Source organism: Campylobacter sp. TJR-1 (assembly GCF_032840035.1).
In the GTDB taxonomy this organism is placed as follows: Bacteria; Campylobacterota; Campylobacteria; order Campylobacterales; family Campylobacteraceae; genus Campylobacter; species Campylobacter fetus.
In genome coordinates this window covers 18,657-43,892 of the sequence record NZ_JAWIZX010000004.1, presented here as the reverse complement: position 1 = coordinate 43,892, position 25,236 = coordinate 18,657, and the positions used below count along the sequence as shown (strand labels likewise).

At 33.7% G+C, this 25,236-nt stretch carries 20 protein-coding genes and 2 pseudogenes; 15 read left to right on the top strand and 7 right to left on the bottom strand.

Going from position 1 to position 25,236, the window contains the following annotated elements; all coding sequences use genetic code 11:
• Positions 1-53 precede the first annotated feature (53 nt).
• From lgt to RVY88_RS04955, 6 genes are read right to left on the bottom strand one after another with little or no spacing between them, the layout of a single operon-like run.
• Positions 54-884 carry a prolipoprotein diacylglyceryl transferase gene (gene lgt, locus RVY88_RS04980; protein WP_162167120.1) on the bottom strand — a complete coding sequence of 277 codons (831 nt, stop codon included), beginning with the start codon at positions 882-884 and terminating at the stop codon, positions 54-56.
• Positions 877-1,428 (bottom strand): hypothetical protein, encoded by a 552-nt coding sequence (locus RVY88_RS04975; protein WP_011731808.1) that lies wholly within the window; start codon positions 1,426-1,428, stop codon positions 877-879. Before RVY88_RS04975 ends, lgt begins: the two co-directional genes overlap by 8 nt.
• A 57-nt stretch (positions 1,429-1,485) precedes the next feature.
• Positions 1,486-2,628 carry a Y-family DNA polymerase gene (locus tag RVY88_RS04970; RefSeq protein WP_002848624.1) on the bottom strand — a complete coding sequence of 381 codons (1,143 nt, stop codon included), beginning with the start codon at positions 2,626-2,628 and terminating at the stop codon, positions 1,486-1,488.
• Between the two features lie 2 nt (positions 2,629-2,630).
• On the bottom strand, positions 2,631-4,790 hold the full coding sequence (locus RVY88_RS04965) for a heavy metal translocating P-type ATPase (RefSeq protein WP_162167121.1): 2,160 nt from the start codon (positions 4,788-4,790) through the stop codon (positions 2,631-2,633).
• 8 nt (positions 4,791-4,798) lie between these two features.
• The gene (locus tag RVY88_RS04960; RefSeq protein ID WP_011731810.1) at positions 4,799-5,002 is read right to left on the bottom strand and encodes a heavy metal transport/detoxification protein; all 204 of its coding nucleotides are present in this window, start codon (positions 5,000-5,002) and stop codon (positions 4,799-4,801) included.
• Entirely contained in the window at positions 4,999-5,556 is a 558-nt protein-coding gene (locus RVY88_RS04955) for a GNAT family N-acetyltransferase (protein ID WP_011731811.1), read from the bottom strand. Before RVY88_RS04955 ends, RVY88_RS04960 begins: the two co-directional genes overlap by 4 nt.
• A 337-nt stretch (positions 5,557-5,893) precedes the next feature.
• On the opposite strand from RVY88_RS04955, the gene RVY88_RS04950 reads away from it, so the two are divergent.
• From RVY88_RS04950 to RVY88_RS04935, 4 genes are all read left to right on the top strand, one after another.
• A complete protein-coding gene (locus RVY88_RS04950) occupies positions 5,894-7,090 on the top strand; it encodes an aromatic amino acid transport family protein (protein ID WP_065439535.1) in 1,197 nt (398 codons plus the stop codon).
• A gap of 51 nt (positions 7,091-7,141) precedes the next feature.
• A complete protein-coding gene (locus RVY88_RS04945) occupies positions 7,142-7,849 on the top strand; it encodes a YebC/PmpR family DNA-binding transcriptional regulator (protein WP_002848636.1) in 708 nt (235 codons plus the stop codon).
• Between the two features lie 25 nt (positions 7,850-7,874).
• Positions 7,875-8,366: a peptidylprolyl isomerase gene (locus RVY88_RS04940; RefSeq protein ID WP_002848638.1), complete on the top strand. Its 492-nt coding sequence runs from the start codon at positions 7,875-7,877 to the stop codon at positions 8,364-8,366.
• A 203-nt stretch (positions 8,367-8,569) separates the two neighbouring features.
• A complete protein-coding gene (locus RVY88_RS04935) occupies positions 8,570-9,880 on the top strand; it encodes a cation:dicarboxylate symporter family transporter (protein WP_162167122.1) in 1,311 nt (436 codons plus the stop codon).
• Between the two features lie 61 nt (positions 9,881-9,941).
• Here RVY88_RS04935 and RVY88_RS04930 read toward each other — a convergent pair whose 3' ends face one another.
• The gene (locus tag RVY88_RS04930; protein WP_002848643.1) at positions 9,942-10,547 is read right to left on the bottom strand and encodes a Crp/Fnr family transcriptional regulator; all 606 of its coding nucleotides are present in this window, start codon (positions 10,545-10,547) and stop codon (positions 9,942-9,944) included.
• Between the two features lie 201 nt (positions 10,548-10,748).
• Between RVY88_RS04930 and RVY88_RS04925 the strand changes: the two are divergent.
• The 11 genes and pseudogenes from RVY88_RS04925 (at position 10,749) to RVY88_RS04875 (ending at position 25,230) form a co-directional block, all read left to right on the top strand.
• A pseudogene (locus tag RVY88_RS04925) lies at positions 10,749-13,100 on the top strand (molybdopterin-dependent oxidoreductase).
• Between the two features lie 102 nt (positions 13,101-13,202).
• The gene (locus RVY88_RS04920; RefSeq protein ID WP_317051267.1) at positions 13,203-13,625 is read left to right on the top strand and encodes a hypothetical protein; all 423 of its coding nucleotides are present in this window, start codon (positions 13,203-13,205) and stop codon (positions 13,623-13,625) included.
• A 122-nt stretch (positions 13,626-13,747) separates the two neighbouring features.
• Complete coding sequence (locus tag RVY88_RS04915) at positions 13,748-15,397, top strand: sensor histidine kinase (protein ID WP_162167124.1); 1,650 nt, start codon at positions 13,748-13,750, stop codon at positions 15,395-15,397.
• A 50-nt stretch (positions 15,398-15,447) separates the two neighbouring features.
• A complete protein-coding gene (locus tag RVY88_RS04910; protein ID WP_238389004.1) occupies positions 15,448-16,014 on the top strand; it encodes a response regulator in 567 nt (188 codons plus the stop codon).
• 132 nt (positions 16,015-16,146) lie between these two features.
• Complete coding sequence (locus tag RVY88_RS04905) at positions 16,147-16,704, top strand: thiol:disulfide interchange protein (protein WP_317051266.1); 558 nt, start codon at positions 16,147-16,149, stop codon at positions 16,702-16,704.
• A gap of 10 nt (positions 16,705-16,714) precedes the next feature.
• The gene (gene dsbI / locus RVY88_RS04900) at positions 16,715-17,362 is read left to right on the top strand and encodes a protein-disulfide oxidoreductase DsbI (protein WP_002848655.1); all 648 of its coding nucleotides are present in this window, start codon (positions 16,715-16,717) and stop codon (positions 17,360-17,362) included.
• A gap of 167 nt (positions 17,363-17,529) precedes the next feature.
• A complete protein-coding gene (locus tag RVY88_RS04895; RefSeq protein ID WP_202930963.1) occupies positions 17,530-17,706 on the top strand; it encodes a hypothetical protein in 177 nt (58 codons plus the stop codon).
• 21 nt (positions 17,707-17,727) lie between these two features.
• On the top strand, positions 17,728-19,320 hold the full coding sequence (locus RVY88_RS04890) for a TonB-dependent receptor domain-containing protein (protein WP_202930964.1): 1,593 nt from the start codon (positions 17,728-17,730) through the stop codon (positions 19,318-19,320).
• A gap of 81 nt (positions 19,321-19,401) precedes the next feature.
• Positions 19,402-21,209, top strand: a pseudogene (locus RVY88_RS04885) (aryl-sulfate sulfotransferase).
• Positions 21,210-21,358: 149 nt separating this feature from the next.
• Positions 21,359-23,437: a dynamin family protein gene (locus RVY88_RS04880; protein ID WP_162167126.1), complete on the top strand. Its 2,079-nt coding sequence runs from the start codon at positions 21,359-21,361 to the stop codon at positions 23,435-23,437.
• Positions 23,431-25,230, top strand: coding sequence for a dynamin family protein (locus RVY88_RS04875; protein WP_065843855.1), 1,800 nt, complete (start codon positions 23,431-23,433; stop codon positions 25,228-25,230). The genes RVY88_RS04880 and RVY88_RS04875 overlap by 7 nt, the downstream gene beginning before the upstream one ends.
• Positions 25,231-25,236: the final 6 nt, after the last annotated feature.

Below are 25,236 nucleotides of genomic sequence, written 5' to 3'. Positions count from 1 at the left end.
AATTCAGATTAAAAAATCGGTATCATAATAAAATAAATTTTATAAACTAAAATTTATTTTTCAGTTTTTACTCTTTTTAATTTCAAATTTAAATATACCGCAAGACCAAATACAAACATAAAAATCGATAAAATTTGACCCATACTCATACCAAAAGCAACAAATCCTATACCAAAATCCGGTTCTCTATAAAATTCGCTAATAAATCTAGCAACAGTGTAAAGCATCGCATACATAGCTATCAATTCACCGTCAAATTTCTTAAATTTTCTATAAAAATAGAGTATAGCAAATACTATGGCGCCTTCTAAAAATGCTTCATAAAGTTGGCTTGGATGTCTTAACTGTCCAGCTACCATTATCCCCCACGGTTCATCCGTAACTCTTCCGAATAACTCTTGATTTAAAAAGTTGCCTATTCGACCAAAAACATATCCTAAAGGTACAGAAATAGCCACAAGATCTAGCAGCATCCAAATGTTTTGTCTCTTTTTTTTACAAAATAATAGCGTAGCTATGATAAATCCGACAACTGCTCCATGATAACTCATACCGCGAATTCCTACAAACTCGCCATTATGAAATGGATTAAAAATTTCCCACGGTTTAAATAGATAGTAGCTGCTGTTTGGATCATAAATTAAGATATATCCGATTCTCGCGCCTAGTATCACGCCTATTTCCACCCAGAAGAAGTAATTATCAAGAAGCGAGTCTGATATATTTAATTTATCTTTTTTTGCAAAATATTTGGCTGCCATTAGAGCTGCCATTAGAGCTAAAACGTACATTATGCCATACCAATGAACACTTAGACCAAATATCTCAAATGCCACTGGATTCATATTTTGATAGATTAAATTCCAGCTACTTAAATTATTCAATTTCCATCCTTAAGCCTAATGTAGATTTTAAAATTTTGCAATAGTCTATCAAAAATTCCCCAAGAGCCTTATAATAATATGTTTTTGCGTTGTATCTTATAAATTTAGCAAATAAAACAGTACTTGGCAATAGATATTCGCTTAAATAAAGTCCTAAAAGTGCGTGAGATTTGTCATTCGTATCGTTTTTTAAGATAGCGCTTAGTAAGGCCAGCATATTTGATATATGAGATGATTTTAGCTCTTTAAAAGGTTTGTTGAAGTTTATGGATTTGTAAAACTCATCTACTTTTTCTTCGCTAACTTGTTTGAAAAACTTTAGCACACACGCTCCGCCAAATGACGCAAGGTCACTTTCTATACTATTAGCATCATCTGTTTGCAGTGCTTTTTGCCAAAGTTCCAGACCTTTTTCATTTTCGATATTTTCTGTTTTTATAACCCAGCTATTTGTGAGTTTTTTTAAATTTTCTTCATTCATAGCTTTTGCGAAATTATTTGCGAAGATAAGAGCTATGATAGAGTAAGCTTGTGATACTTTCATTTTTGCCACCTTTTTATAAATTTAAAACTCTATTTATGAAATTATACAAAACCTTGCTTAAATCTCACCACCGCTTTTGATCGCATTTACTCCGTACTTTAGCCGAATTTTTGCTAGAGTATCGCTTATGGCTTTATCTTTTTTATTTTGAATATCAAAAAGAGACATTTGCGCTTTTTCGTTTAAACCTCCTACCCCGACACTAAGATATGTTATAGCAAAATCACTTGTTTTATCATGCTTGAGAAATAACTCTTTTATACTTGTTTCTAAGAGTTTTTGCGTGAAAATAGAGTGCTTTGTAACGCTTGCATTTATGTTTCGGTTGTTTTTATATTTGATTTTGAGTTCAAATTTAGTCGGATTTACACCTAGCATAAATACTTCAAAACTAACATATCTGCAAAGCACCATTAGTCTTTTTTCTATGATATTTCTATCTCTTATCTCTTTAAAAGTTCTTGCTATGCAAAGTGATTTTCGCGGTCGGTTTTTATGAATTTGATCTCTGCTTTTTCCGCAAATTCTACTATATAATATCAAACCGTTTTTGCCTAGTTTTGCAAATATTTTTTGGGCGTTAAATACATCTTTTATATAGATGACGCCGTGAGATTTTAAGAAATTTTCAGCACTTGCGCCAACTCCCGGAAACATTTTTATCTCGTAGTTTTGTATCTCAGAAATATCGTTGATAATTTTGATTTTAGACGGTTTTGCTAAATTTGTTGCAAATTTAGCTATAAATTTAGTTTCACTTATACCTATGCTAGATGGAAGTTTGAGCTCGTTTTTTATTCTGTTTTGTAGAATTTTTGCGAAATTTAATGGATCGTTTTCAAATTTAGTTCCTTTCAAATTTAGAAAAAATTCGTCTATGCTATATTTTTCAATCTCGTCCGTATAGTCTAAAAGTAACTTAAAAAGGTTATTTGAAAGAGTTTTGTATAGATTAAAATTTGTAGGTAGTATAATTATATTTGGGTATATTTTTCTAGCTATGCTTGAGTGCATAGTACAACCAATACCAAGTCTTCTAGCTTCATAACTAGCACTTACTATAACTCCGCTTTCTATAAAATCACCAAATATATCTGTTTTGTTTCCTCCTGCTACTGCTACGACTTTACCGTTTAAATCAGGATTTACAGTCCTGGAGGCGGAAACAAAAAAACAGTCTAAATCTATATGTAAAAACATAATTAGAATTTCATAATTCTTAGTCTAAGCGAATTTAAAACTACACTAACCGAGCTTATACTCATAGCAAGTGCCGCATACATAGGAGTTAAAAGTAGTCCAAAAAACGGATATAAAACTCCTGCGGCTACTGGGATACAAAGTATGTTGTAAATAGACGCCCATGCTAGATTTTCTTTTATTACTTTCATCGTATTTGTGGCTAAATTTATAGAAAATAAAACCGATTTCAAGTCGTTTTTTATAAGTATGATATCGCCTACGTCTTTTGCTATATCGCTTCCGCTACTCATAGCTATACCTATATCTGCAGCTTTTAGAGGAGGTGCGTCGTTTATACCGTCTCCTATAAAAATAACTTTTGAGCCATCTTGTTTTAGAGAGTTTATAATCTCAAATTTACCATCTGGTAAAACTCCCGCCATGACTTTGTCTATCTCAAGTTCTTTTGCTACGACAAGCGCTGTTTTTTCATTGTCTCCTGTTAGCATAACTGGGATTATGCCAAGATCTTTTATCTCTTTTATACTCTGTTTCGCATCGTCTTTTATGGTATCGCTAAGAGTTATATAACCTTTGTATTGTTTGTTTATCGCTACTAATACTATTCCAAAACCGCTATCTAAAATCTTGTTAATCTCATTTAGATGTTCGCTGCTGATATCTATATCAAATGAGTTTAAAAGCTTTATATTTCCTATTAAAATTTCCCCATTGTTTGCGTCTATTCCCATTCCCGGAATATTTTTAAATTCAAAACTTAAGCTTTTATCTACCTTATCAGGATCGTATCTGACTATAGCTTTTGAAATAGGATGTTCACTTAAAGCTTCGGCGTTTATAGCTATTTTTAGATCATCGCTATTTAAATTTGTATTTATCACTGAAATCTCACCTTTTGTAAGAGTTCCTGTTTTATCAAATACTGCGTATTTTATATCTTTCATTACTTCCATAACTTCTGGATTTTTGATTAAAATTCCATTTTTTGCACCTACTGATATTCCAGAAATGATAGCTATAGGCGTTGCTAAACCAAGCGCGCACGGGCACGATATGATAAGTACGCTTATAGCGGCTAAAATTCCTCTAGTAGGAGTATCTAGCATCGTCCATATCAAAAAAGTCGCTATACTTATGCTTATAACCGAAGGAACAAATATATTTGCTACTCTATCAGCCAGTCTTGATATAGGCATTTTTTGGCTACTTGCATTTGCTAATAGATTTAAAATTTGCGATAACAAAGAGTCGCTATCTCGTTTTGCAACTTTGATATTTATATAACCGTTTGTGTTGAGAGTACCAGCATTTACGTTATCTCCGACACTTTTATAGACAGGCAAACTCTCTCCTGTTAGCGCTCCCGTGTCGATCTCTGCACCTCCGCTTACTATGATTCCATCACAAGGTATATTGTATCCGTTTTTTACTACTACTATATCTCCTATTTTTAGCTCGCTAGTCGGTATAGATACGCTGCTTCCGTCTTTTGTTAGAATAAGAGCTGTTTTTGGGCTAAGATCCATAAGTGTTTTTAGATAATTTCCGGCTTTGATTTTTGATCTTTCTTCTAAAAATTTACCGAGCAGTACAAATGTTATTATCATTGATGCTCCGCTAAAATATAAATATCTCATATTTTGCGGTATTGCCTCGGGTATTATAAATGTAAAAATAGAGTATAAATAAGCCATTAAAGTACCTAAAAATATAAGTACGTTCATATCGTAGTTTCTATTTTTCAGTGAAGAGATCGCATGTTTATAAAAGCCAACTCCGCAGTAAAATATAACAATACTTGTTAAAAGTAGCAAAAATAGAGATTTAAAAAAATTATCTTGTCCGGTCATTTCAAGAGCCATAGTAACTGTGCTGAAAATCGCGGCTATAATTAACTTATTTTTTAAATTTAGAACTTCTTTTTGTTTTACGGCTTCAAGCTCGTCATAATTTGCGACGATCCCGTATCCTAGCTTTTTTATTTTTGATTTTATAGTCTCTAATCTGCTATTATCATCTATTTCAAATACGGCGCTAGATTCTGCAAAGCTAACTTTAGAACTTATAACTCCATCCAATTTTTTTGTACTTTTTTCTATGGCGTTAGCACAATTTACACACGTCATTCCAGTAATGTTTAATTTAACACTATTTGCCAAAATAACTCCTAGTCTATTTCTTTGATGACTTTATATCCTAAGTCTTCTAATTCGGATTTAAATTTTTGCTTATCGCTATTTTGCAAATCACAACTTAGTATTCGCGGATTTACGCTAAGATCTATTTCTATTTTGCCAAAATCGTCTTCTAATGAATTTTTTATTGTTTGTGCACACTTTTCGCAATTTATATTATCCACTACAAATTTCATTTTATCTCCTTAATCATATAGATATATTTGTGGTTTAGAATTTCTTTATTTCCGCAAGGTTTAAATCCAACTCTTTTATAATAGCTTTTGACATCTGATTTGGCTTCATCTACTAAAAGAGACAGATTTATGCCAAGTTCTTTTGCTCGTAAAAAACTAGCTTCTATAAGTTGTTTCGCCACTCCTTTTCCTCTATGATTTTCATCTACTGCTATACTATCTATATACAGCTCATTGTTTTGGGTATCGCATTCAACCTTAATATTTGGCTCAATTCCCAGACTTTTTAATCTATTTATAAATGCGATATCAAGTTCTTTTGCCATTTTTGACTCATATATACAAATAGCTCCTATAACTTCATTTTTAAACTCAAAAACTAAAATATTTTCATAACTTAAACGATTATTTGTTGATCTAAAAAACTCTTCTAAAATAGTATTTGAAATTTTAATATCTGTAGCTCCGCTAAGAGTAAATGCTATATTGTCCATTGCTAAATTTAGTAGTTCTATAACTCTTTTCGCATCATTTTTCGTAGCATTTCGTATCATTCTTCATCCTTGATTCGGTATTATATTTTTTTTGATTAAATTAATGATTAATATAAAACATTACTAAATTTAATATAGTTTAATATCGCATCAAATAGGCGATTTTTGGGCTATTTTTATTAAAATTATACAAACTTGCTTTATGTTTGGTTAAAATATTAAATATATAAAGATAATTTTATAAGAGTTCTACGACGATATAACAGATACTAAATTTAGCATATAGATATTTTTGATTTTTAAAAGTTTTGTTTTGATACAATAGCGCAATTTTTAATTAAAAAGGTAAATTTTGTATAAGTTTGATAAATTTAATAAATATGATCTTAGATGGACGATGTCGCTTTTTGGTACTGCGGTCGGAGCTGGAATTTTATTTTTGCCTATAAAAGCCGGAGTAGGCGGCATATGGCCTGTTTTTATCATGGCTATTTTGGCTTTTCCCATGACTTTTTTAAGCCATAGGGCTTTGGCTAGATTTTGTAATGCTTCTGCTAAAAAACAGAGTGATATAACAGATGTTTGCGAGGAGTATTTTGGTTTTAAGTGGGGTTATATCATCACTTTTTTATATTTTTTTGCGTTTTTTCCGGCTTGTATAATGTATGGAGTGGGTATAACAAATACGGTTATGAGCTTTATGACTTATCAGCTTGGATTTGGTGAGATTAACCGTTTTTTAGTCTGTTTTGTAGTCATAACTTTGATGATGTTTGTTATGATTTTTAATGAAGATTTGGTTATAAAAGTTTGCGAATGGCTGGTTTATCCACTTTGTGCTTTGCTTCTTATGTTTTCTTTGTATCTTATACCACACTGGAAATTTGAAGTTTTTTCGTATGTTCCTAGCATAACGGATTTTGGCATAACTATATGGTTTGCGCTTCCTGTTTTAGCTTTTGCTTTTGAGCATACGCCGGCTATTTCAACGTTTGCTCTTAGTATGCAAAGGCATTACGGAGATAGTCATAAAGATTATAAATGCAATCAAATTTTATTTTACAACGCCGGACTTTTGTTATTTTTCGTAATGTTTTTCGTGATTTCTTGCGTGATGAGCCTAGATAGAAATGATTTCTTATTAGCTGCCCAGCAAAATATACCTATAGTAAGTTATTTTGCAAATAAACTAAACGAACCAGTAATTAGCTATTTTGGTCCTATTATCGCTATTTTAGCTATCGCTACGAGTTTTTTCGGACATTATTTCGGCGCTAGAGAGGGATTAAACGGGCTTGTACATAAAACTTGCGTTAAATTCGGTAAAAAAGAACCCAATAAGAAAAAGATCGCCAAGATAACTGCCATATCTTTTTATATAGTTATGTTTGTTTTATCGTATTTAAATCCTAGCATTTTGGGTATTATAGATACTTTAGCAGGTCCGGTGATCGCGGCGGTTCTGTTTTTACTGCCTATGATCGGTATATATAACGTGCCTGCTCTTAAAAAATATAGAAGCAAATTTGCGGATCTGTTTATAGTGCTTTTTGGAAGCGCGACTGTGCTAACTGTTTTGTTCAAAATATTTTAAATTTTATTGGATATAATTTTAAGCTTAAAAAATAGATTTCTAAGGATTATAATGGGACGAGCATTTGAATATAGACGCGCTTCAAAAGAAGCTCGTTGGGATAAAATGAGTAAGCTTTTTCCAAAGCTATCAAAAGCAATTACAGTAGCGGCAAAAGAAGGTGGAATCGACCCTGATATGAACCCTAAACTTCGCACCGCGATAGCAACGGCAAAAGCTCAAAATATGCCAAAAGACAACATAGACGCGGCTATAAAAAGAGCAAACGGAAAAGATAGCAGCGATATAAAAACTATATTTTATGACGGAAAAGCAGCTCATGGAGTTCAGATTATAGTAGAAACGGCAACCGATAATCCAACTCGCACCGTAGCAAACGTAAAGTCGATATTTAGTAAAAACGGCGGAGAGATGCTGCCTAGCGGAAGTTTGAATTTTATGTTTTCTAGGAAAGCTATTTTTGAAGTAGTTAAACCAAGCGGCGATATAGAAGAGCTTGAGCTTGAGCTCATCGACGCCGGACTTACCGATATAGAAGAAAATGATGGAACTCTAACCATATACGGAGATTATACTAGTTTTGGTACGCTTAGTGAAGGCATAGAAAAAATGGGACTTGAAGTTAAAAAAGGTAGTTTGCAGTTCATACCAAACTCGACTGTAAATTTAGATGAATCTGCGATTGGTGAGCTTGAGAGATTGCTTGATAAGCTTGAAGATGACGACGATGTTCAAGCTGTTTATACTAATATAGAGTAAATTAAATTTAAAGAGAGGTGAAGATATGAGAGAAGATTTAAAAGTTTATGAAATAGACAAAGATGAGTTAGCAAAGCTAAAATACGCTGTGATAAAAACAGATAAAGGCGATATGGTTGCAGAACTTTTTGGAGACGACGCACCTCAAGCCGTAACAAATTTTGCTACTTTGGCAAAAAGCGGATTTTATGACGGATTAAATTTCCATAGAGTTATACCGAATTTCGTTATCCAAGGCGGTTGCCCTTTAGGTACCGGCACAGGCGGTCCTGGCTGGAGGATAAAATGCGAATGCGTAAATCAAAAACATAGGCATCTAAGAGGAAGTCTATCTATGGCGCATGCTGGACGCGACACAGGCGGAAGCCAGTTTTTCGTGTGTCACAGCCCACAACCGCATCTTGATGGAGCTCATACTGTTTTTGGAGTATTGGTTGATGATGCAAGCAAAAAAATTTTGGATTCTATTAGGCAAGGCGACAAAATTCAAACAGTTGAAATAAAAGAAAGCTTATAAAAATAGTTAAATTTTAAAAATAATTATTAGCTTCTTACAGAGGCTAATAATTAAATAAAACATTAATAAAGAGTTATTTTTTCGTGACTATGTTACAATATTAAACATATCAATAATTTATATTTCTGTTTTTGTAGTTATTTTATACTTATTACTTTTACTTTGTGGTATTCTTACATCGTTAAAATTATTAAGGAGATGTTTTGAGTACTGTTGTAAAAAGTCAAAGACCAGTTTTTGTAAGAACTATAACGAATCTTGCATTTTGGGTCGTACTTGGTATCGTATTGGGTGTCATCGTAGGTTTTGCATGGCCAGAACTTGGTATAGCTTCAAAACCGGGAATCGACTGGTTTATTAAAATTCTAAAATGGATGATCGGTCCTATTATATTTTTGACTATCGTGTCTGGTATCATAGGCCTTGAGAGTTTAAAAGAAGTAGGCAGCATCGGATTTAAAGGTTTTGTATATTTTGAAGTAGTTAGTACTTTAGCGCTTGCTGTTGGTATCAGCGCGGCATATTTACTTCAGCCTGGAGTCGGAATGAATCTTGATGTCAATGCTCTTGATCCATCAAGTGTCGCAAAATACGTGAAAGATCCAAAAGAGGTCGGATCTGCGCTTGCTATTTTAAAAAGCGCTATTCCTACAGATCCTATAACGCCTTTTATAAAAGCAAATACTTTGCAAGTTCTTTTTATGGCGATCGTAACTGCGATAGTTCTATCTTTTATGCCTAATAACTACAAAAAAACTTGTACGAAGCCGCTTGAATTTGCTCAACATTACGTATTAAAAATCCTAGCATGGTTTATGTGGTTTAGCCCTATTGCTGCGTATTCTGCTATGGCATATTTGATAGGTAAGTTCGGTCTATCATCGCTTATAGGTATGATTCAGTTGCTTGCTGTTATGGCTGTAGCGTGTATTATATTTATATTTGTCGTGCTTGGTATCATATGTTACGTTGCTAAGGTAAATATATTTAAATTTATGCGTTTTATAGCAAAAGAAGTTTTAGTAGTATTTGCTACAAGCTCTAGTGAAACTGCTCTTGGGCCGCTAATGAAAAAGCTAGAAGCCGCTGGTATATCAAGAGGTTGCGTTGGGCTTATCATACCGACTGGATATTCGTTTAACTTGGATTGTACGAATATCTATCTTTCGATGAGTATCATATTCCTAGCTCAAGCTTTCAACATAGATCTTAGTTTTACTCATCTTCTTAGTATACTTATCATTCTTATGATTACTTCTAAGGGTGCAGTCGGCGTAACAGGTTCAGGGTTTATCGTACTTGCAGGAACATTAGGGGCATTGCACGACGTGATTCCTGTCGTAACCGTCGCAGTGTTGCTCGGAGTGGATAAATTTATGAGCGAGATGAGAGCCGTAGGAAATCTTTGTGGAAATTCCGTTGCTTGTCTAATAGTTGCTATTTGGGATAAAAAGATAGATATGGAAAAATTCCGTTACGCTCTAGATCATCCAGATGAGTTTAGTTTTAATTGATTATTTAAACTTTTACCGGTGATTGCGTGTATTTCGCTCACCGGTAGAATTTAAATTTAGTCTAAACAAGTTCTATTTTTTTTCTTGATAATTTTACTATTCCATTTTTCTCAAAACTTTTTAGTATTCTGCTGATAACTTCTCTTGAAGTACCGATGATATCTGCTAACTCTTCGTGCGATAAATTTATTATTTTGCTTTTTTTAGACTGTAAAAAGTGCAAAATTCTTGAATCTAAACCTAAAAATCTAATATCTTCTATAAGAGCTGCCATATGCTCCATTCTTTTTGCATATTGTTCAAAAACATATGTTTGAAACGCTTTATCTTCTATAAACATCTGGGCAATTATACTTGTAGGTATGGTATATCCTTCTAAATCACTCTCTGCGATAGCTGTTCCTATAGCCGGCATAGCGTTAAACGTGCTAGTAAAATTTACGTTACACTGTTCACCTTGTGAAAAATAGTAGAGCAGTATGCTCTGTCCGCTCTCATGCTGACGCACCACTCTAACTTTACCTTTTGTAAGAAACATCAAATTTGGGCATGTATCGCCTTGTCTGTAAAGCTCGGTTCCTACATCCAGTTTAATAAATGTAGAATTATCATCTAAAAGCTTTTGATGCTCAGGGCTAAGTGATGAATAAAATCGGAAAGTTTTCATATTTTAACCTTTATATTAGATAATGGTTTGTTTGTACAATAATATACAAATAATATTAACAATTAGATTAATATATTAAATTAACACTAAAATATATAAATTTATATTTAAAATTTAAAATTAATTCTGTGATTTATGTCACATACATAAATTTTAATTCAATATATAATTAACAAATATTTTGTAATTAAAGGAGAAAAGATGCTAAACTCTAGGCGAAATTTTTTAAAAGGCTTAGCATTAAGTAGTGCAGCAGTAGCCTCCATGAAAGCTGACGAGCTTTTAAGTCCGGTTCAAAAAGTTGCTCACGCAAGTAACTTTGGACCATTTTATGCTCTAACTCAAGACGGAAAAATCATAGATATACTTCCTCATCCTATGGATAAACGTCCTACTGCGATGACAAAAATGTGACTAGATCGCGTTTATTCACCGACGAGGATTAAATACCCTTGCGTTAGAAAATCGTATTTAGAAGGTAAACTCGGTCACGAAAAGCTAAGAGGCAAAGAAGAATTCGTGCGCGTTAGTTGGGATAAAGCGTTAGAACTTGCTTATAACAAAATTCAAGAAACTCCAAAAGAAAATATTTATAACTCAACATATATCGGCTGGAGTCATCCAGGAGGAATTCACTCTTGTCCTTCACTTTGCGGTAGATTTTTTAATGTAGCAAAACGCGGAGCCATAGGCACGGCCGGAGAGTATAGTAACGGCGCCGCAGGAGCGGTAAACGTCGATATAATAGGAGACGTTGAAAAATACTCGCTTCAAACCACTCACGAACAGATATTAGAACATACGAAAACCTATGTTTTATGGGGAGCCGATCTTTTTAAATGTAACAAAATAGACACGAAAGTTCCAAGCCGTGAAAACGATCTTTACTATTCAAAATACGCAAAAAGCAGTATAAATTTCATATCGATAGATCCAATCTACACCGAAACTGCTCAAATGCTAAATGCAAGGTGGATAAAAATCAGACCGAACACGGATATCGCGTTGATGCTAGGCATGATGAACTATCTTTATACTAGTGGTAAATATGATAAAGAATTTATAGCAAAATACACTGATGGATTTGATAAGTTTTTACCTTATATTTTAGGAAAAACGGACGGAGTTGCAAAAACGCCGAAATGGGCTAGTAAAATCACTACAATAGATGAAAAAACCATCATGGAGCTTGCAAATTTATTTGTTAAAGATAGAACGTTTTTAGCAGGAAACTGGGCGCTTCAAAGAGCGCAACATGGAGAGATGGCGGATTGGTGTTTGATAGTTTTAGCTAGTATGATAGGTCAAATAGGGCTTGGCGGCGGCGGAGGACAAGCTAGAGCCATAGTAGGAACTCCAGCAGGAATATCTCAAGGAAGAAATAGAGTAGAAGATAGAATTCCTGCTTCAAGAATAGCAGACGCCATCTTGAATCCGGGTAAAAAATATACGTATAAAGGCAAAGAAAGAGTATATCCAACAGTAAAAGTTGCTTATGTGGCAGGATGTAGCATAGTAGGTCATCATCCAGATACAAATAATATTATAAAAGCTCTTCGCACTTTAGATACGTTTATCGTACAAGAGCCATGGTGGACGCCGACTGCTAAGATGGCAGATATCGTTTTCCCGGCTTGTACGACTTTAGAGAGAAATGATATAGCTATGGGTGGAGTTCATGGTAAAAACGGCGTTTGTGCTATGAAAAAAGCTATCGAACCTCTTTATGAGTCGAAGAGTGATTTAGAGATATTTTCACTTCTTGCACAAAAATTTGGAGATAAAGTTTATAACAAATTTACCGATGAAAAACCAAACGAGATGGATAAGATAAAATACGAGTATGATATATCTCCAACTGCAGAACTCATGAGTTTTGAGAATTTTTGGGAGCAAGGGTATATCGAACTTCCTAGAAACGAAGAGTCTTATAAATTCGTTCGTCACTCTAAATTTAGAAATGATCCAGTAACAAATAAATTAGCAACTATAAGCGGTAAAATTCAAATCGTAGTACCGAAATTCGCAGATCTAGGATACAAAGATTTCAAAGGACATCCCGCGTGGATAGAGCCTGATGAGTGGCTAGGCGATAAAAATCGCAAATATCCTCTTCACTTGCTAAGTCCGCACCCAAGCTATAGAGTGCATTCTCAAGGCGATAACACTTATCTTAGGAGCTTTTATAAGATAAATGATAGAGAACCAGTTATGATAAATCCAAATGACGCTAAAAAATATGGCATAGCTCACGGCGACGTAGTTGAAATTTATAACGACAGAGGCAGAGTTTTAGCCGGAGCTTATGTAAGTAAAAATATATCTGAGGGCGTTATGGCGCTAAACGAAGGTGCGTGGTATAGTCCTGAAAATAGTTCTGAAGATAAGCCAAGATGCGTAAGCGGTCACGTAAATGTACTAACTAGTAATCGTCCGACTTCAAGTATGGCTCAAGCAACTAGCGTAAATACGAATTTAGTCGGTATCAAAAAAGCTACAGGAGTCATTCCGCCAAACACGGCTTATAATCCACCAAAAATCATAGAGGCGTAACATGAAAAAATAGTTTTAATCTTAAGTCTATCAGCCGTTGTTTTTGCTAGTAGCATATATGTAAAAAGTGATGAAAATATACTTCAGCTAAAAGATGCAAAGGTGTATTTCGGAACTCCGGGAATCGTTATAAAAGACGGTGATAAATCTAAAATAGTTAAATTCGAAGGGTATTTTGATAACGCAAATCCAAATACTCTTTACGCAACTAAAAACTTTAAACTTCCACTTTTAGAAAGTGTAAATTTAAAAAAAGACGGTGAAAAAGCTAGCATCGAACTTGAAATTTTAAACTCAAATTTGACTAGTGATTGGCAGATCGCATGGGAAGATAGCGGCGATGTATTTTACGATAAATGTACAAAGTGTCATGGAACGCACGCTCCAAAAGAGTTTGATATGCTTAGTTGGGAAGGGCTTTATATCAGTATGAAAGATAGAGCTCAGCCAACAGATAATCAAGAAATGCAAATTCTAAGATATCTCTATGCTCATGCAAATGACGGTATTTTAGAAGAGAGATGATCTTAAATTTAAAAAGATGTGAGCGTCGACTTGTATCTTTTTAAATATTTTAAGCAATCTATAATTTTTATGTTAGAATTTAGTGATGAGTTTTTAATAAAATTTAAAAAAAGGAGCTAAATTTGAAGATTATAGATGCTATTTATACTCGTATTGAAGAGTTTAAAATTTACATCGTTATATCTGCTTTTACAGTGATATTTTTGGGTATTACTATATTTAGCTTAAACAAAGTTAAAGATGAGTTCGTATCTTTAGCTAAAGATTATAGGATCACTATTACAACCGAGCTAGCTAGTTATGTTACTGAGTGGATGGACTCAAGAGTTTCTAGCGTGAATTCCTATTCAGCCATACTCTCAAGCTTGATTTTAGAAGACAATATTACCACCGATAGATTGTACAATGCTATAGATATTTTAAGTAAAACAAATCCTATGTTCGATACTTTTCAACTCTATTTGCAAAACGACAGACTTCTTATACACGCCGGGAAATATCTTGTGATAGATCAAAAAGACCTTGATAGAATAGCTAAGTTTGCATGGTATAAAGATACTAAAGATCACAACATAACTACTATTAGAGTTATGCCGAATCATAAAACGTTAAATGAAAAAACGATAAATATCTGCTCTCCTCTCATAGCCCACGGTAAATTTAAAGGAGTTTTATGCGGCATTATACGAACCAAAAATATTTTGCAGCAGATAAAAGGAGCGGATAAAGATATCGTTTCACATCTTTTTTTAATGGATAAAAATCACGATATAATCACTTCATACTACCAGCCAAATCCATTTGCGAGTAGTTTGAAAAATATAGATAGCAACTTTAGTTCTAAAGAGTTTGTAAGCGGCGGTATGAAAGTAAGTGTTTTAAAAACATCTATGCAAGATTGGGCAGTAGGCGTAGGAATCGATGAAAACAGCATTATTTCAAAAAGTTTAAATGTGGTTGCAAAGACGTCTATTATGATATTCGGCTTTTTTATAATGCTGATTATAGTGGCAAATTCTTTGCATAATTATATGTATAAAAAGGTTAAAAAGAGAAAACAAGAGTATGAATTTATACTTACTCACCAGCTAAAAATGATAGAAACAGGCGAGTTAATAGGAGTTATAAGCCATCAGTTAAAGCAGCCTTTAAACTCGACTAAACTAATGATAAGCTCTGTTTTACAACTAAAAGAAGATAAAAATATTAGCGAAGAAGATGAGAAAAATAGTTTAAAACTCTGTTTGGATTCTATGGAGTATTTAAACAAAACCATAGAGAATTTCAAAAACTTTTACAAATTTGATCCGTCTCAAAATGAGTTTAGTATCAAAAAGTCCATAAATAACTTGTTGGAAATACTTCATATAAATTTTACTAAACATAACGTAAGCGTAAGTATAAATGAGTGCGATGATATAACTATAACAAATTCACAAAATATGTTCCAGCAAGTTCTTTTAGTGCTGCTGCAAAATGCAAAAGACGCTCTTATCGCTTTTTATCCGCACGAATTTAAAAAACGCCATATCGAAATAGAGATAAGCAGCGATGATAAAAATGTCTATATAAGAGTTATCGATCAAGCAGGCGGGATATCAAGCGGCATTATCAAAAAACTATTTTCAAATTTGAAAATTAGTCAAAAAGACGGAGGAAGTGGAATAGGTTTGTATTTTGCTAAAAAGATAGCAAATGAGAGATTAAAAGGAGACTTAAAGCTAGTTAGTGCTAGAAATCCTACTATATTTGAGCTAAGGATGCAAAAATGATACTATGAAAGTTAAAAGGCGTTGATATCTTAGTTGTTGAAGATTGCGATATGGCAAGAACCGCTTTAAAGCTGGGATTAAAGCCGTATTGTCGTTGCTATTATGAAGCAAGTAACGGATATGAGGGTATAGAAATATTTAAAAATCATAAGATCGATATCATTATCACAGATATTCATATGCCGCTGCTAAATGGACTTGAGATGATAGAAGAGATAAAAAAGATAAAGCCTCAACAGAGTTTTATAGTAATTACTTCATATGATACTGACGAGAATTTTTTTCGCTCTATAAAAGATGGCGCTATGCAGTTTATCAGAAAACCGCTTGTCATAGAAGATGTGCAAAATGCTCTACTTTTGGCAATATCTAAAAAAGAGGATAAGATATTTAAAATATCATCAAACATAAGGGTTAATTTATCTAACGAAACGATATTTGATGGCGAAAAACAGCTATTTTTGACGAATATAGAAAATAAACTTCTTTGGCTATTTTGTTATAATATAAATATGGTCGTAACTTATGATATGATAGAAGAGTATGTTTATGATAGTCTTGATGTTAAAAAAAGGCTCTATCCATACGGCGGTTTTAAGACTCAAAAAGCATCTTGATGGTATAAATATCGAGAATATATCGGCAAAAGGGTATATTCTTAGAAAATTTAGTGAAAATTAAATTTAATGTAAGAGTTTGGTTAGAGGTCAAATGTATAATTTCATTAAATTTAAAACAAAGGATTCAAAATGAGAGTTAATTTATTAATTAAAAAATGTATAACCGCCGCCGCGGTTTTCGGTGCTATAAATGCAGCTGCGTTTAGCGAGGGAGTGGATTTTGTAAAGTTAGAAACACCTATTCCAAACTCCGATGGTTTAGTTACGAAAGTTTATAGTTATGATTGTCCGTTTTGCTATAAATATGACAAAGCGGTCACAAAAGCGGTTATGCAAAAACTACCCGAGATGAAATTCGAGCCTATGCATCTTGCCACAAAAGGTAAATTCGGCAAGCAAGCCAGTGAGCTTTTTGCGGTTTTGATAGCTAAGGATAACGCTTCAGGAACAAATTTATTAGACGATAAATCACTATTTAAAAAAGCTAAATTCGCATACTATAAAGCCTACCACTACAAAAAAGAGAGATGGGGAATGGACGCAAATAGCGGATATGCGTATGGTGTAGCAAAGATCCAAGGCGTTCCTGCGTTTGTCGTAGATGGAAAATATCTTATCTATACAAAAGCTATCAAAGGTATAGACGCTATGGCTGAACTTATAAAATACCTACATACATTAAAATAAGGTCGTTAAAATGGAGTTTTTCAAGGACTTAAAAAGTGATCCGATAGGCAAAGTAGCCTCTTTGCAAGATGAAAGGGCTATTTGGATAATTATGGTCGTGGCTATGAGCGGACTAGTTATAGTCGCTCATAGTTTGTTTCAAAACTATGTCTATATGGCGCCTTGCGAACAGTGCGTTTATATAAGGTTTTCTATGCTTGTTATGGCTCTTGGCGGCGTGATTGCCGCTATAAATCCTAAAAATATTATCCTAAAAATTATCGGATATGTTTTGGGATTTTATGGAGCCATTATAGGAATGATGTATTGTATAAAGCTAAACTCTATACATCACGCAGTTCATAGCGAAGATCCTTTTGGCGTACAAGGCTGCTCAGCCGAGCCTAGTTTTCCTTTTGGACTTCCGCTTGATATGTGGGCGCCTGATTGGTTTAAACCGACCGGGGATTGCGGATATGATAATCCTATAGTTCCTGATGACGTGAGCCTTTCATGGCTTCAACAATGGTTTGTGGATTTTTATAGCGAGGGTTGGTATCTTATCCCTTCGCTTAAGTTTATGAACATGGCACAAGCTTGCTTTATAGCTTACGCTGTTGCTTTCATACTTCTTTTTGCTATGTTTATTTGCTGGATTTTAAAATTAAAAAGAGCATAATAAATTTATCTGTCTAAATTCATTTACTACATTTTATAAGCCCGTAAATTCGGGCTTTTCTCCTTTTAAATTTAAAATATACTACTTTATAATTTTTTAAGTTCTAAGTGATGTTTTAGAAAGACTTTCTCTTTATAATATGATAAATTTATTCAAAAGGAGAAATAATGAAAAAAATCATTGCCATAGCGGTTGTTTGTGGATTTAGCTTAGCTTGTGCGAAAAATTTAGCAGATCCGGACGTCGCTTGGAGGATAAAGCCGTTTGGACTTCCAAAGCCGCTTACAAACCGGTCTATTTTAAATCCGGCGATAGAAAATAACTTCGATTTTACTCAGCGCTAAAGCTATTATTACGCTAATGATGTGATCGATAAAAACAGAGATACTCTGCATATAAGCGGCGGTTTTATAGGTAAAAGCTACTCGGGGGCAGCTACTTACGATATAAAAACAGACAACGCGGACGCACATATCGGGACGTATTATCATAATCTTGGAGATTATAAAGGCGGAAACGGCAAATATCAAGGCGTAGGATATGAAAGAAATGCTCAAGATTTCGGTATAAAACTTAGACCAAAAGATAATTTTAGTTTAAACTACACTTTTATAAGAGATGAGATCATAGACGATTTGCTTCCGTCAAACGCTTTAGAAACGATTAGAAACACGAGATATTTAAATAATCTAAAAGTAAAAATAGGCGAACAAGACAACTCAAATACTCTAAATTTAGGTTTTAGTTACGGCGAGATCAAGCGTTATAGAAGTAACGAATACAAACGTTTACCAAATATGGTCAAATTCGATAGCAAAACAGCCACTTACTCGTTTTTAGGCGAGTACGCTTATAAACTTAACGATATGCAAAACTTTGTAGGCGTGAGCTACAAATCTAAAACCGAAGATGGATACAGACGCCTTGCAAACGGAACTATAACGGGCTGGGGATTTCCGGGGCTTGATATAGATAATTATAGAGTTTATAACACGTTTATCTATGAGCTTAGCGAGTCTCACGCACTTAGTTTGGGATTAAATTACGACTGGTTTTACAGTGACGCGAGTAAGCTAAACTCCAAAGTATCAAACGGTAAAAGTCTAAATGACGAGTATGAGAGAATTTACGGTGAAAGAATGAGAGATAACGACTATAGTGGACTTAGCGCAAAGTTAAGGTATGATTACAAAAATAACGGATATAAGTCTTATTTGCAACTTGCAAGCTTATACGTTGCTCCGTACTTGTATAATTCGCTAAATGTTTATAACTATATTCCAAACTCATCTCCTTATTTATACAATATAGGAGCGCCAAATTTAAAATCATCAAGGCACAACCTAGCTCAGATCAGTAGCAGTTATAATGATAACGCAGGCTTTAGCTTTACTTATGATAGCATAGAAGATCTCGTGATCTACGATAGGCTACGCTCAAGTGATGCAACTCTTGATGGAACGATCATTAGAAGAAATGTTAATGCTGATTATCTAAATGCAAAAGGTTGGGTAAAGTTTGACGTCATCGATAATCTTAGTATAAAATCAAGCCTGACTTATCACTATGGTCAAAATAGATCAGACGATAGACCGCTTTATCAAATTCGCCCTATAGAGTTTAATACAAATTTGGATTATAAGCAAAATACGCATTTTGGGCAGTGGAGCGTAGGTTCGGCTTTAAGATGGGTCGGAGCTCAAAGCAGAGGCGATTGGGATAAAAGCATAGGACTTGGAAGCGATCTAAAAGATAGCGCAAAAGCTTTTGCGACCGTTGATCTGTATAGCGGAATCAACATAAAAAACAGATTCGGCGTGAGATTTGGCATAGCAAATATTTTCGATGAAGACTACAGTGAGTTTATAAATCCAAATCATTTAGACGTCATAACTCCGAGTTTTGCTATAAAAGCACCAGGTAGAACTGTTTTTATGAGTTTTAACGCTAGTTTTTAAATTTAATTTATTTTAATTTTGATGTAAGAGATATGTGACAACACGTAGATAAAATACTTTAAAATCTTTAAAGGAGAAGAGATGAAAACAAAAATATTAAGTTCGATTTTAGTAGCCGGACTACTTTTAGGCGTTGGCGCTACGAATGCTTTAGGCGTTGGCGGAGCTAGCGGTCCGGTCACTTATAAATCAGTAGGAAAGATAGGCGCGGTAAAAATGAATCCGTATAAAATGGCTCCTCTTACTGCGGTAATTTTAAATGGCGGATATGACTTGAGCGACGCTAAAGTTACGGTAAAAGCAAAAGGCGAAAAAGGTATAGATATAAGCTACGACGTTTCAAATTCACAGCTTCTAACTCACGGTGGAATTCCGGTATTTGGACTTTACGCAGATTATGTAAATAAAGTAGAGGTTTCATATAAAAGAAACGGTGAGGCTATGAGCGAGACTTATAGCATATACGCGCCTCCTGTTTTTATGAACGTAACAGGAACAAATCAAACAAGCGTACTTCCTAAAGCAGAAGTAGTAAAGATGGATCCTAAATTTAAAGATAGGCTTTATTTTATAAATCATATCGTCAGAGCCAGCACTCCTGATAGCGGACAAGCAGTTTGGAATCATCCGGTAGGCGGCGCTATGGAATGGGATAATGAGCCGTACAACTGGATAGTGGATGCAAATGGTGATGTGAGATGGTATATGAAAGCAGACGAGATAAGAGATCCTGATAATATCTATAAAAAAGGTAATATGATGGGCTTTAGCCAAACCAAAGACGGCTCGCTTCTTTGGGGAATGGGTCAAAGATATATGAAGTATGATCTTTTAGGAAGACAAATTTATGATAGAAAACTTCCTGCTGGTTATATAGATTTTTCTCACCATATAGAAGAGATGCCAAACGGTCATATACTTATGCGCGTTGCAAGTAGCGATCAAAAAAGAAGCGACGGTAAAAACGTAAGAACAGTAAGAGACGTGATCATAGAAGTAGATGAGAGTGGCAACGTAATAGATGAGTGGAAACTTTATAAAATACTTGATCCTTATAGAGACGTCAATATCTTAGCTCTTGATCAAGGCGCGGTTTGCTTAAACGTAGATGCGAGCAAAGCAGGAACTACAACCGATAAAGAAGCTCTTGAAGATCCAAATGCGGCTTTTGGCGATATAGCAGGAGTCGGCGCAGGTAGAAACTGGGCTCACGTAAATAGTGTAAATTACGATCCAAACGATGATAGCATAGTAGTTTCAGTACGTCACCAAAGTGCGGTTGTAAAAATCACTCGCGATAAAAAAGTAAAATGGATACTAGCTCCAAAAGCAGGCTGGAACAAAGAGCTTGCTACTAAGCTTTTAACTCCTGTAGATAAGAGCGGTAAAAAGTTAGATTGTGACGACAACGGAGTTTGCGAAAACAGCGATTTTGACTTTACTTGGACTCAACATACCGCTTATAAAATAAACGAAAAAAGTGATAAAAGCAAGTATGCTCTAAGTGTGTTTGATAACGGCGATGCAAGACATAACGAACAACCAGCCATTCCTACTATGAAGTATAGCCGCGCAGTCGAGTACGCTATAGATGAGAAAAAAATGACCGTCAAACAAGTATGGGAATACGGTAAAGACCGTGATTTGACTGGTACAGCCCGATAACTTCAGTTGTAGAGTATCAAAAAGATAAAGATTCTATGTTTGTGTATTCTGCTACTGCAGGACTTGGAAAAATGCTACAAAAAATAGGAAAAACAGAGCCTATCATAAATGAGATAGATTACGGTACGCAAAAAGTCGGTGTAGAGATGAAATTTACGAATATGGGCTTAACCATAGGCTATAGAGCGCTTCCTATCAGTACGAAAGAAGCTTTTAGCAAATAGCTATTTACTTACAAAAAACATCTTAGAAGAGCTTGTTCATCTAAGATGTTTAATCTATTTTTTAAATTTATACCTTAAAAACATATTTTCTACATTTTTTAAATTTAAATATGATAAAATTAGTATAAATTAAATCAAAAGGTCGTTTTGTGAATGATTTTTTAAGTCAAATTTGGGGTATATCTAAACTCTATATAAAGAACGATTATAAAAGAGTAGTTTCTAGCGATGAAGCTGCTATTTTGCTCTGTGTTTCGCCGAAAAATTATGATAGATACTTAACTCTTGTTAGTTTTAAAGAGATATTTAAAAGACTTGAGCTAGATCTTAACGAGTATAGCGTTCAGCTTATGCAAATTGCGGTTTTAAACGGTATTTCTAGCCTTGAGATAGATTTTGATAGTACAAAAAAATCTTTAGAAGAGTTGGCTAAAAACGATATTATATCTTTTAGTGATTTTAAACGCATAACCCAGTTTCTAGACTCTTTGAGATTAGCTAAAAAGCGATCTTTAGATAAACAAGGCTCAGCTTTTCACAAGAACTTAGAAACATTAAACGAAATTTGTTTAGATTTGAAAAAATACGGCTACAAAGAGCTTGAAAAACGCATAAATTTGGCTTACGATAGTGCAAATAATTCGAAATTTTACCTAGCTGTTACCGGAGTTATAAATGCAGGAAAGTCAAGTACTCTTAACGCTCTTATGAAAAAACAGCTGCTTGGCGCTTCGAATATTCCAGAAACCGCAAATTTAAGCATCATTACATACAGTAAAGATGAGTTTGCAAAGGTTGTATTTTGGAGCGAAGATGAGCTGATTAAAATGGGACTGGAGCCAAAAAAACTTATTTCAAAAAAAGTAGATATAGGTGAGCTAAAAAACTATACTACCGCAGCAAACGAGATAAGCAGATATGTAAAAGAGGTCATTTTAGGTATTGATTTAGATATTTTAAAAGACGGAATAAATATAGTAGATACTCCAGGACTTGATGATGCCGTTGTGCTTAGAGAGGAACTTACAAAAGCATATATGCAAGAGAGCGATTTTACTTTGCATCTTATGAACGCGTCTCAAAGCGCTACAAAAAAAGATATAAGTTTTATAATAAATACTCTTAAAAACGGTAAAAGCGGCGGACTTATTATAGTGCTAACTCATATTGATAAACTTAGTAAAAATGATTTAAAAGAGGTTTTAAACTACACAAAAAATAGCATAAAAACAGAGCTTAACGATTATGGATTTAGTGAAGAGCTTGCTAGAGATACACAGTATTTTATGGTATCAGCGGTGCAAAATGAAGGTATAGACGAATTAAAAAACTATCTTTATGAGAGCTTCTTTGGCCCAAATTCAAAAAAAGCGACCCTTATAATAGATAATTATAAAAAAGAGCTAACTCATATAATTAATTTTATAACAAAAGATCTAAAATATCGTAATAGCGTGATAAACGGCGATGCTAAAGAGTTCGGCCAAAAACTCGCTTTACTTGAAAATGAGCTAGAAAAATTAAATTTCAATTTAAGCGAGATAAATAGCGAACTTGATAATTTAAATAAAAATCTTGATTATAGTAACTTAAACGAGTTTAGTACCTTAAAAAGTATATCTTCTAGGCTAAAAGATAGAATAGTAAGCGATGTTAAGTATGCAAACTCCAAAAAGCAAAAAGTTAATTTTGATAGAACGAATGTTATATTAGAAAGTGGATTTAGAGATATGTTTATAGACTTTTTTAGGGATTTTAAACATAAAATAAGTAAAGATATAGAGTCGTTTTACGAGATTTTAAAGCTAAAATTAAATACCAAAGATGAAATTATAAATTTACCAAATATCAAAGAGTATTTAGACGCAAATATGCCGAAAATATCTTATGAAAAACTGAAAACTCAAGTAAAAGATAGCATTAAAAATAGCCAAAATATCGAAACTCTAAGTTCGACTTTAATTAAACTTTTTGATGATTTTATAGCCGGGTTAAATTTGAAAAACGAGCTAAATAGGCTAGCATCTCTTTGTACAAATGAGTTTATAAATAGCATAGAAAAACAGACGACGCAGATTAAAATGGCTTTAGAGTTAAAAAAAAGTGAACTACAAAGTTTTATAGGAGAAACTATGCAAGAAAGTAACGCTAAAGAGTTGCTTAGAAAAGATATAGAAGAAAAGTTATTAAATTTAGAAGAAATTCATAATAGGATAATTGCGTGTTAAAAGAATTTATAAAAGAGTATAAAAGACTATACGATACTAGTTTTAATCCCGGTTTTAAAGGGGAATTTGAAAAATTCTATAAACTTTTAACTGAGCCTAAGTTTCATCCTAGCGGATTTTTATTTGATAGATTGAATTTTTTAAACTCATTAAATTATGAACCGCCTATAGTGGCCGTAGTAGGGCAGTTTAGCAGTGGAAAATCCAGCTTTTTAAATGCTCTTTTAGGAAGCGATATACTACCTACTGGAGTTGTTCCTGTTACAGCAAAACCTACATATATAAAGTACGCGCCGAATCTTATGCTAAAAGCTCTTTTCTTTGATGGAAGACAGGAGTATCATAGTATCGATGAGCTTGGAGCTTTTGTGGATCAAAGAGTTAGCTTAAAAGATGTTAAATGTCTTAATATCTACGCTCCAAACGAGATTTTAAAAAAAGTTAGTTTCATAGATACTCCTGGTCTTAACTCAAGAAGCGACGCCGATACGTATGAAACAAAGCAAATTTTAAAAGAAGCAGTAGCGCTCATATGGATAAGTCTTATAGATAATGCAGCAAGAAAAAGTGAGTTAGACGAGCTAAATCTTATACCAAATTCGCTAAGACAAAATGCGATTTGTCTTCTAAATCAAAAAGATAAACTTAGCTCAAGCGAGATACAAAATGTACTTAGCCATTCTAAAACTACATATGAAAATTATTTTAGCGATATACTTCCGGTATCTGCGAAGATGCAAAAAGAGGGTTCTAAAGATAGCGGTTTTGAGCAGGTTTTTAAATTTATAGATAGATTAAATGAAAATAAAGAACAGTTTATAATATCTGAATGCTCTAAAATACTTGATTCAAACAGGGCGCAAAATGAGAAATTTATAGCTATTTTAGATGAGTTGGGAGATATTTTTGACGATTTTTGTATAAGCTGCGACTCTAAGCTTAGATGCCTTGAAAAAGAGTATTTAGATAAATTCGGACTATTTTTTGAAACTATTAAACAAAATGCGGCTCTTATAGCAAGCGAGATAAATGGCTGTTTGAAAAGTGAAAAAAAGTCATATTTTAGACCTAAAAACGGTATCTTTCACAAAGATAGTTATGAAAAAATACAATACGAAAGAGTTATGTTACAAGGCGATGAAGTTCTTTCTAAACTCATTTATAACGATGATAAACTAAATAAGGTTTTTAAAAAATTTAAGCGCGATCTGGGTGAATTTCAAAGCAAAATTATTGCCGATTTGTCCGCTGTTTTTGATGAATTGAAAGATGAGGTTTTAGTCTATAAAGCAAAATATGAGAGCTTAAGAAAAAGTGATTCTTTGCATTCTGATGTATTATTTGCAGATATTAGAAAGTTTAGCAGTGAAGTTTATGCGCTGTTTTTGAATGAGTTTGAGAAGTCGCTTTTTGATAAGTATGCAAAGCTTGGACTATTTTTTGAAAGAGTTTTTATAAAAGTTACTCAAAATTATCAAAATGCAGTTAAGCTAAGCGTATCTTTTATAGAGCAAAAGTGCCAAAAAGCAAGCGATGACTATGAGAGCGATCCTATTGCTTTTAGCCTTTATTATCCGCAATTAAGTGAGATAAATGAGCGTCTGCTTACAAATCTTAGTTATTATGAGTTTGAGAATGACTTTATAGGAAGCAGCACTTTTATATCTAAATTTATAAATGAACTAATTGGTAATTTTAAAGACATAAAAGATGAAAATTTGAAATATATTTCTGCTCTAAAAGAGCGTTATGCTTTAAATTTAAAAGAGTTAGAAATTAAATTTTATTTTTAAATACGC

Coding starts and splice junctions, on each gene's coding strand:
- RVY88_RS04955 (WP_011731811.1), bottom strand. CDS start 5,556: ATGATACGAAATGCTACGAAAAATGATGCGAAAAGAGTTATAGAACTA.
- RVY88_RS04950 (WP_065439535.1), top strand. CDS start 5,894: ATGTCGCTTTTTGGTACTGCGGTCGGAGCTGGAATTTTATTTTTGCCT.
- RVY88_RS04930 (WP_002848643.1), bottom strand. CDS start 10,547: ATGAAAACTTTCCGATTTTATTCATCACTTAGCCCTGAGCATCAAAAG.
- RVY88_RS04960 (WP_011731810.1), bottom strand. CDS start 5,002: ATGAAATTTGTAGTGGATAATATAAATTGCGAAAAGTGTGCACAAACA.
- RVY88_RS04905 (WP_317051266.1), top strand. CDS start 16,147: ATGAGAGTTAATTTATTAATTAAAAAATGTATAACCGCCGCCGCGGTT.
- RVY88_RS04945 (WP_002848636.1), top strand. CDS start 7,142: ATGGGACGAGCATTTGAATATAGACGCGCTTCAAAAGAAGCTCGTTGG.
- RVY88_RS04970 (WP_002848624.1), bottom strand. CDS start 2,628: ATGTTTTTACATATAGATTTAGACTGTTTTTTTGTTTCCGCCTCCAGG.
- RVY88_RS04940 (WP_002848638.1), top strand. CDS start 7,875: ATGAGAGAAGATTTAAAAGTTTATGAAATAGACAAAGATGAGTTAGCA.
- RVY88_RS04975 (WP_011731808.1), bottom strand. CDS start 1,428: ATGAAAGTATCACAAGCTTACTCTATCATAGCTCTTATCTTCGCAAAT.
- RVY88_RS04895 (WP_202930963.1), top strand. CDS start 17,530: ATGAAAAAAATCATTGCCATAGCGGTTGTTTGTGGATTTAGCTTAGCT.
- dsbI (WP_002848655.1), top strand. CDS start 16,715: ATGGAGTTTTTCAAGGACTTAAAAAGTGATCCGATAGGCAAAGTAGCC.
- RVY88_RS04910 (WP_238389004.1), top strand. CDS start 15,448: ATGGCAAGAACCGCTTTAAAGCTGGGATTAAAGCCGTATTGTCGTTGC.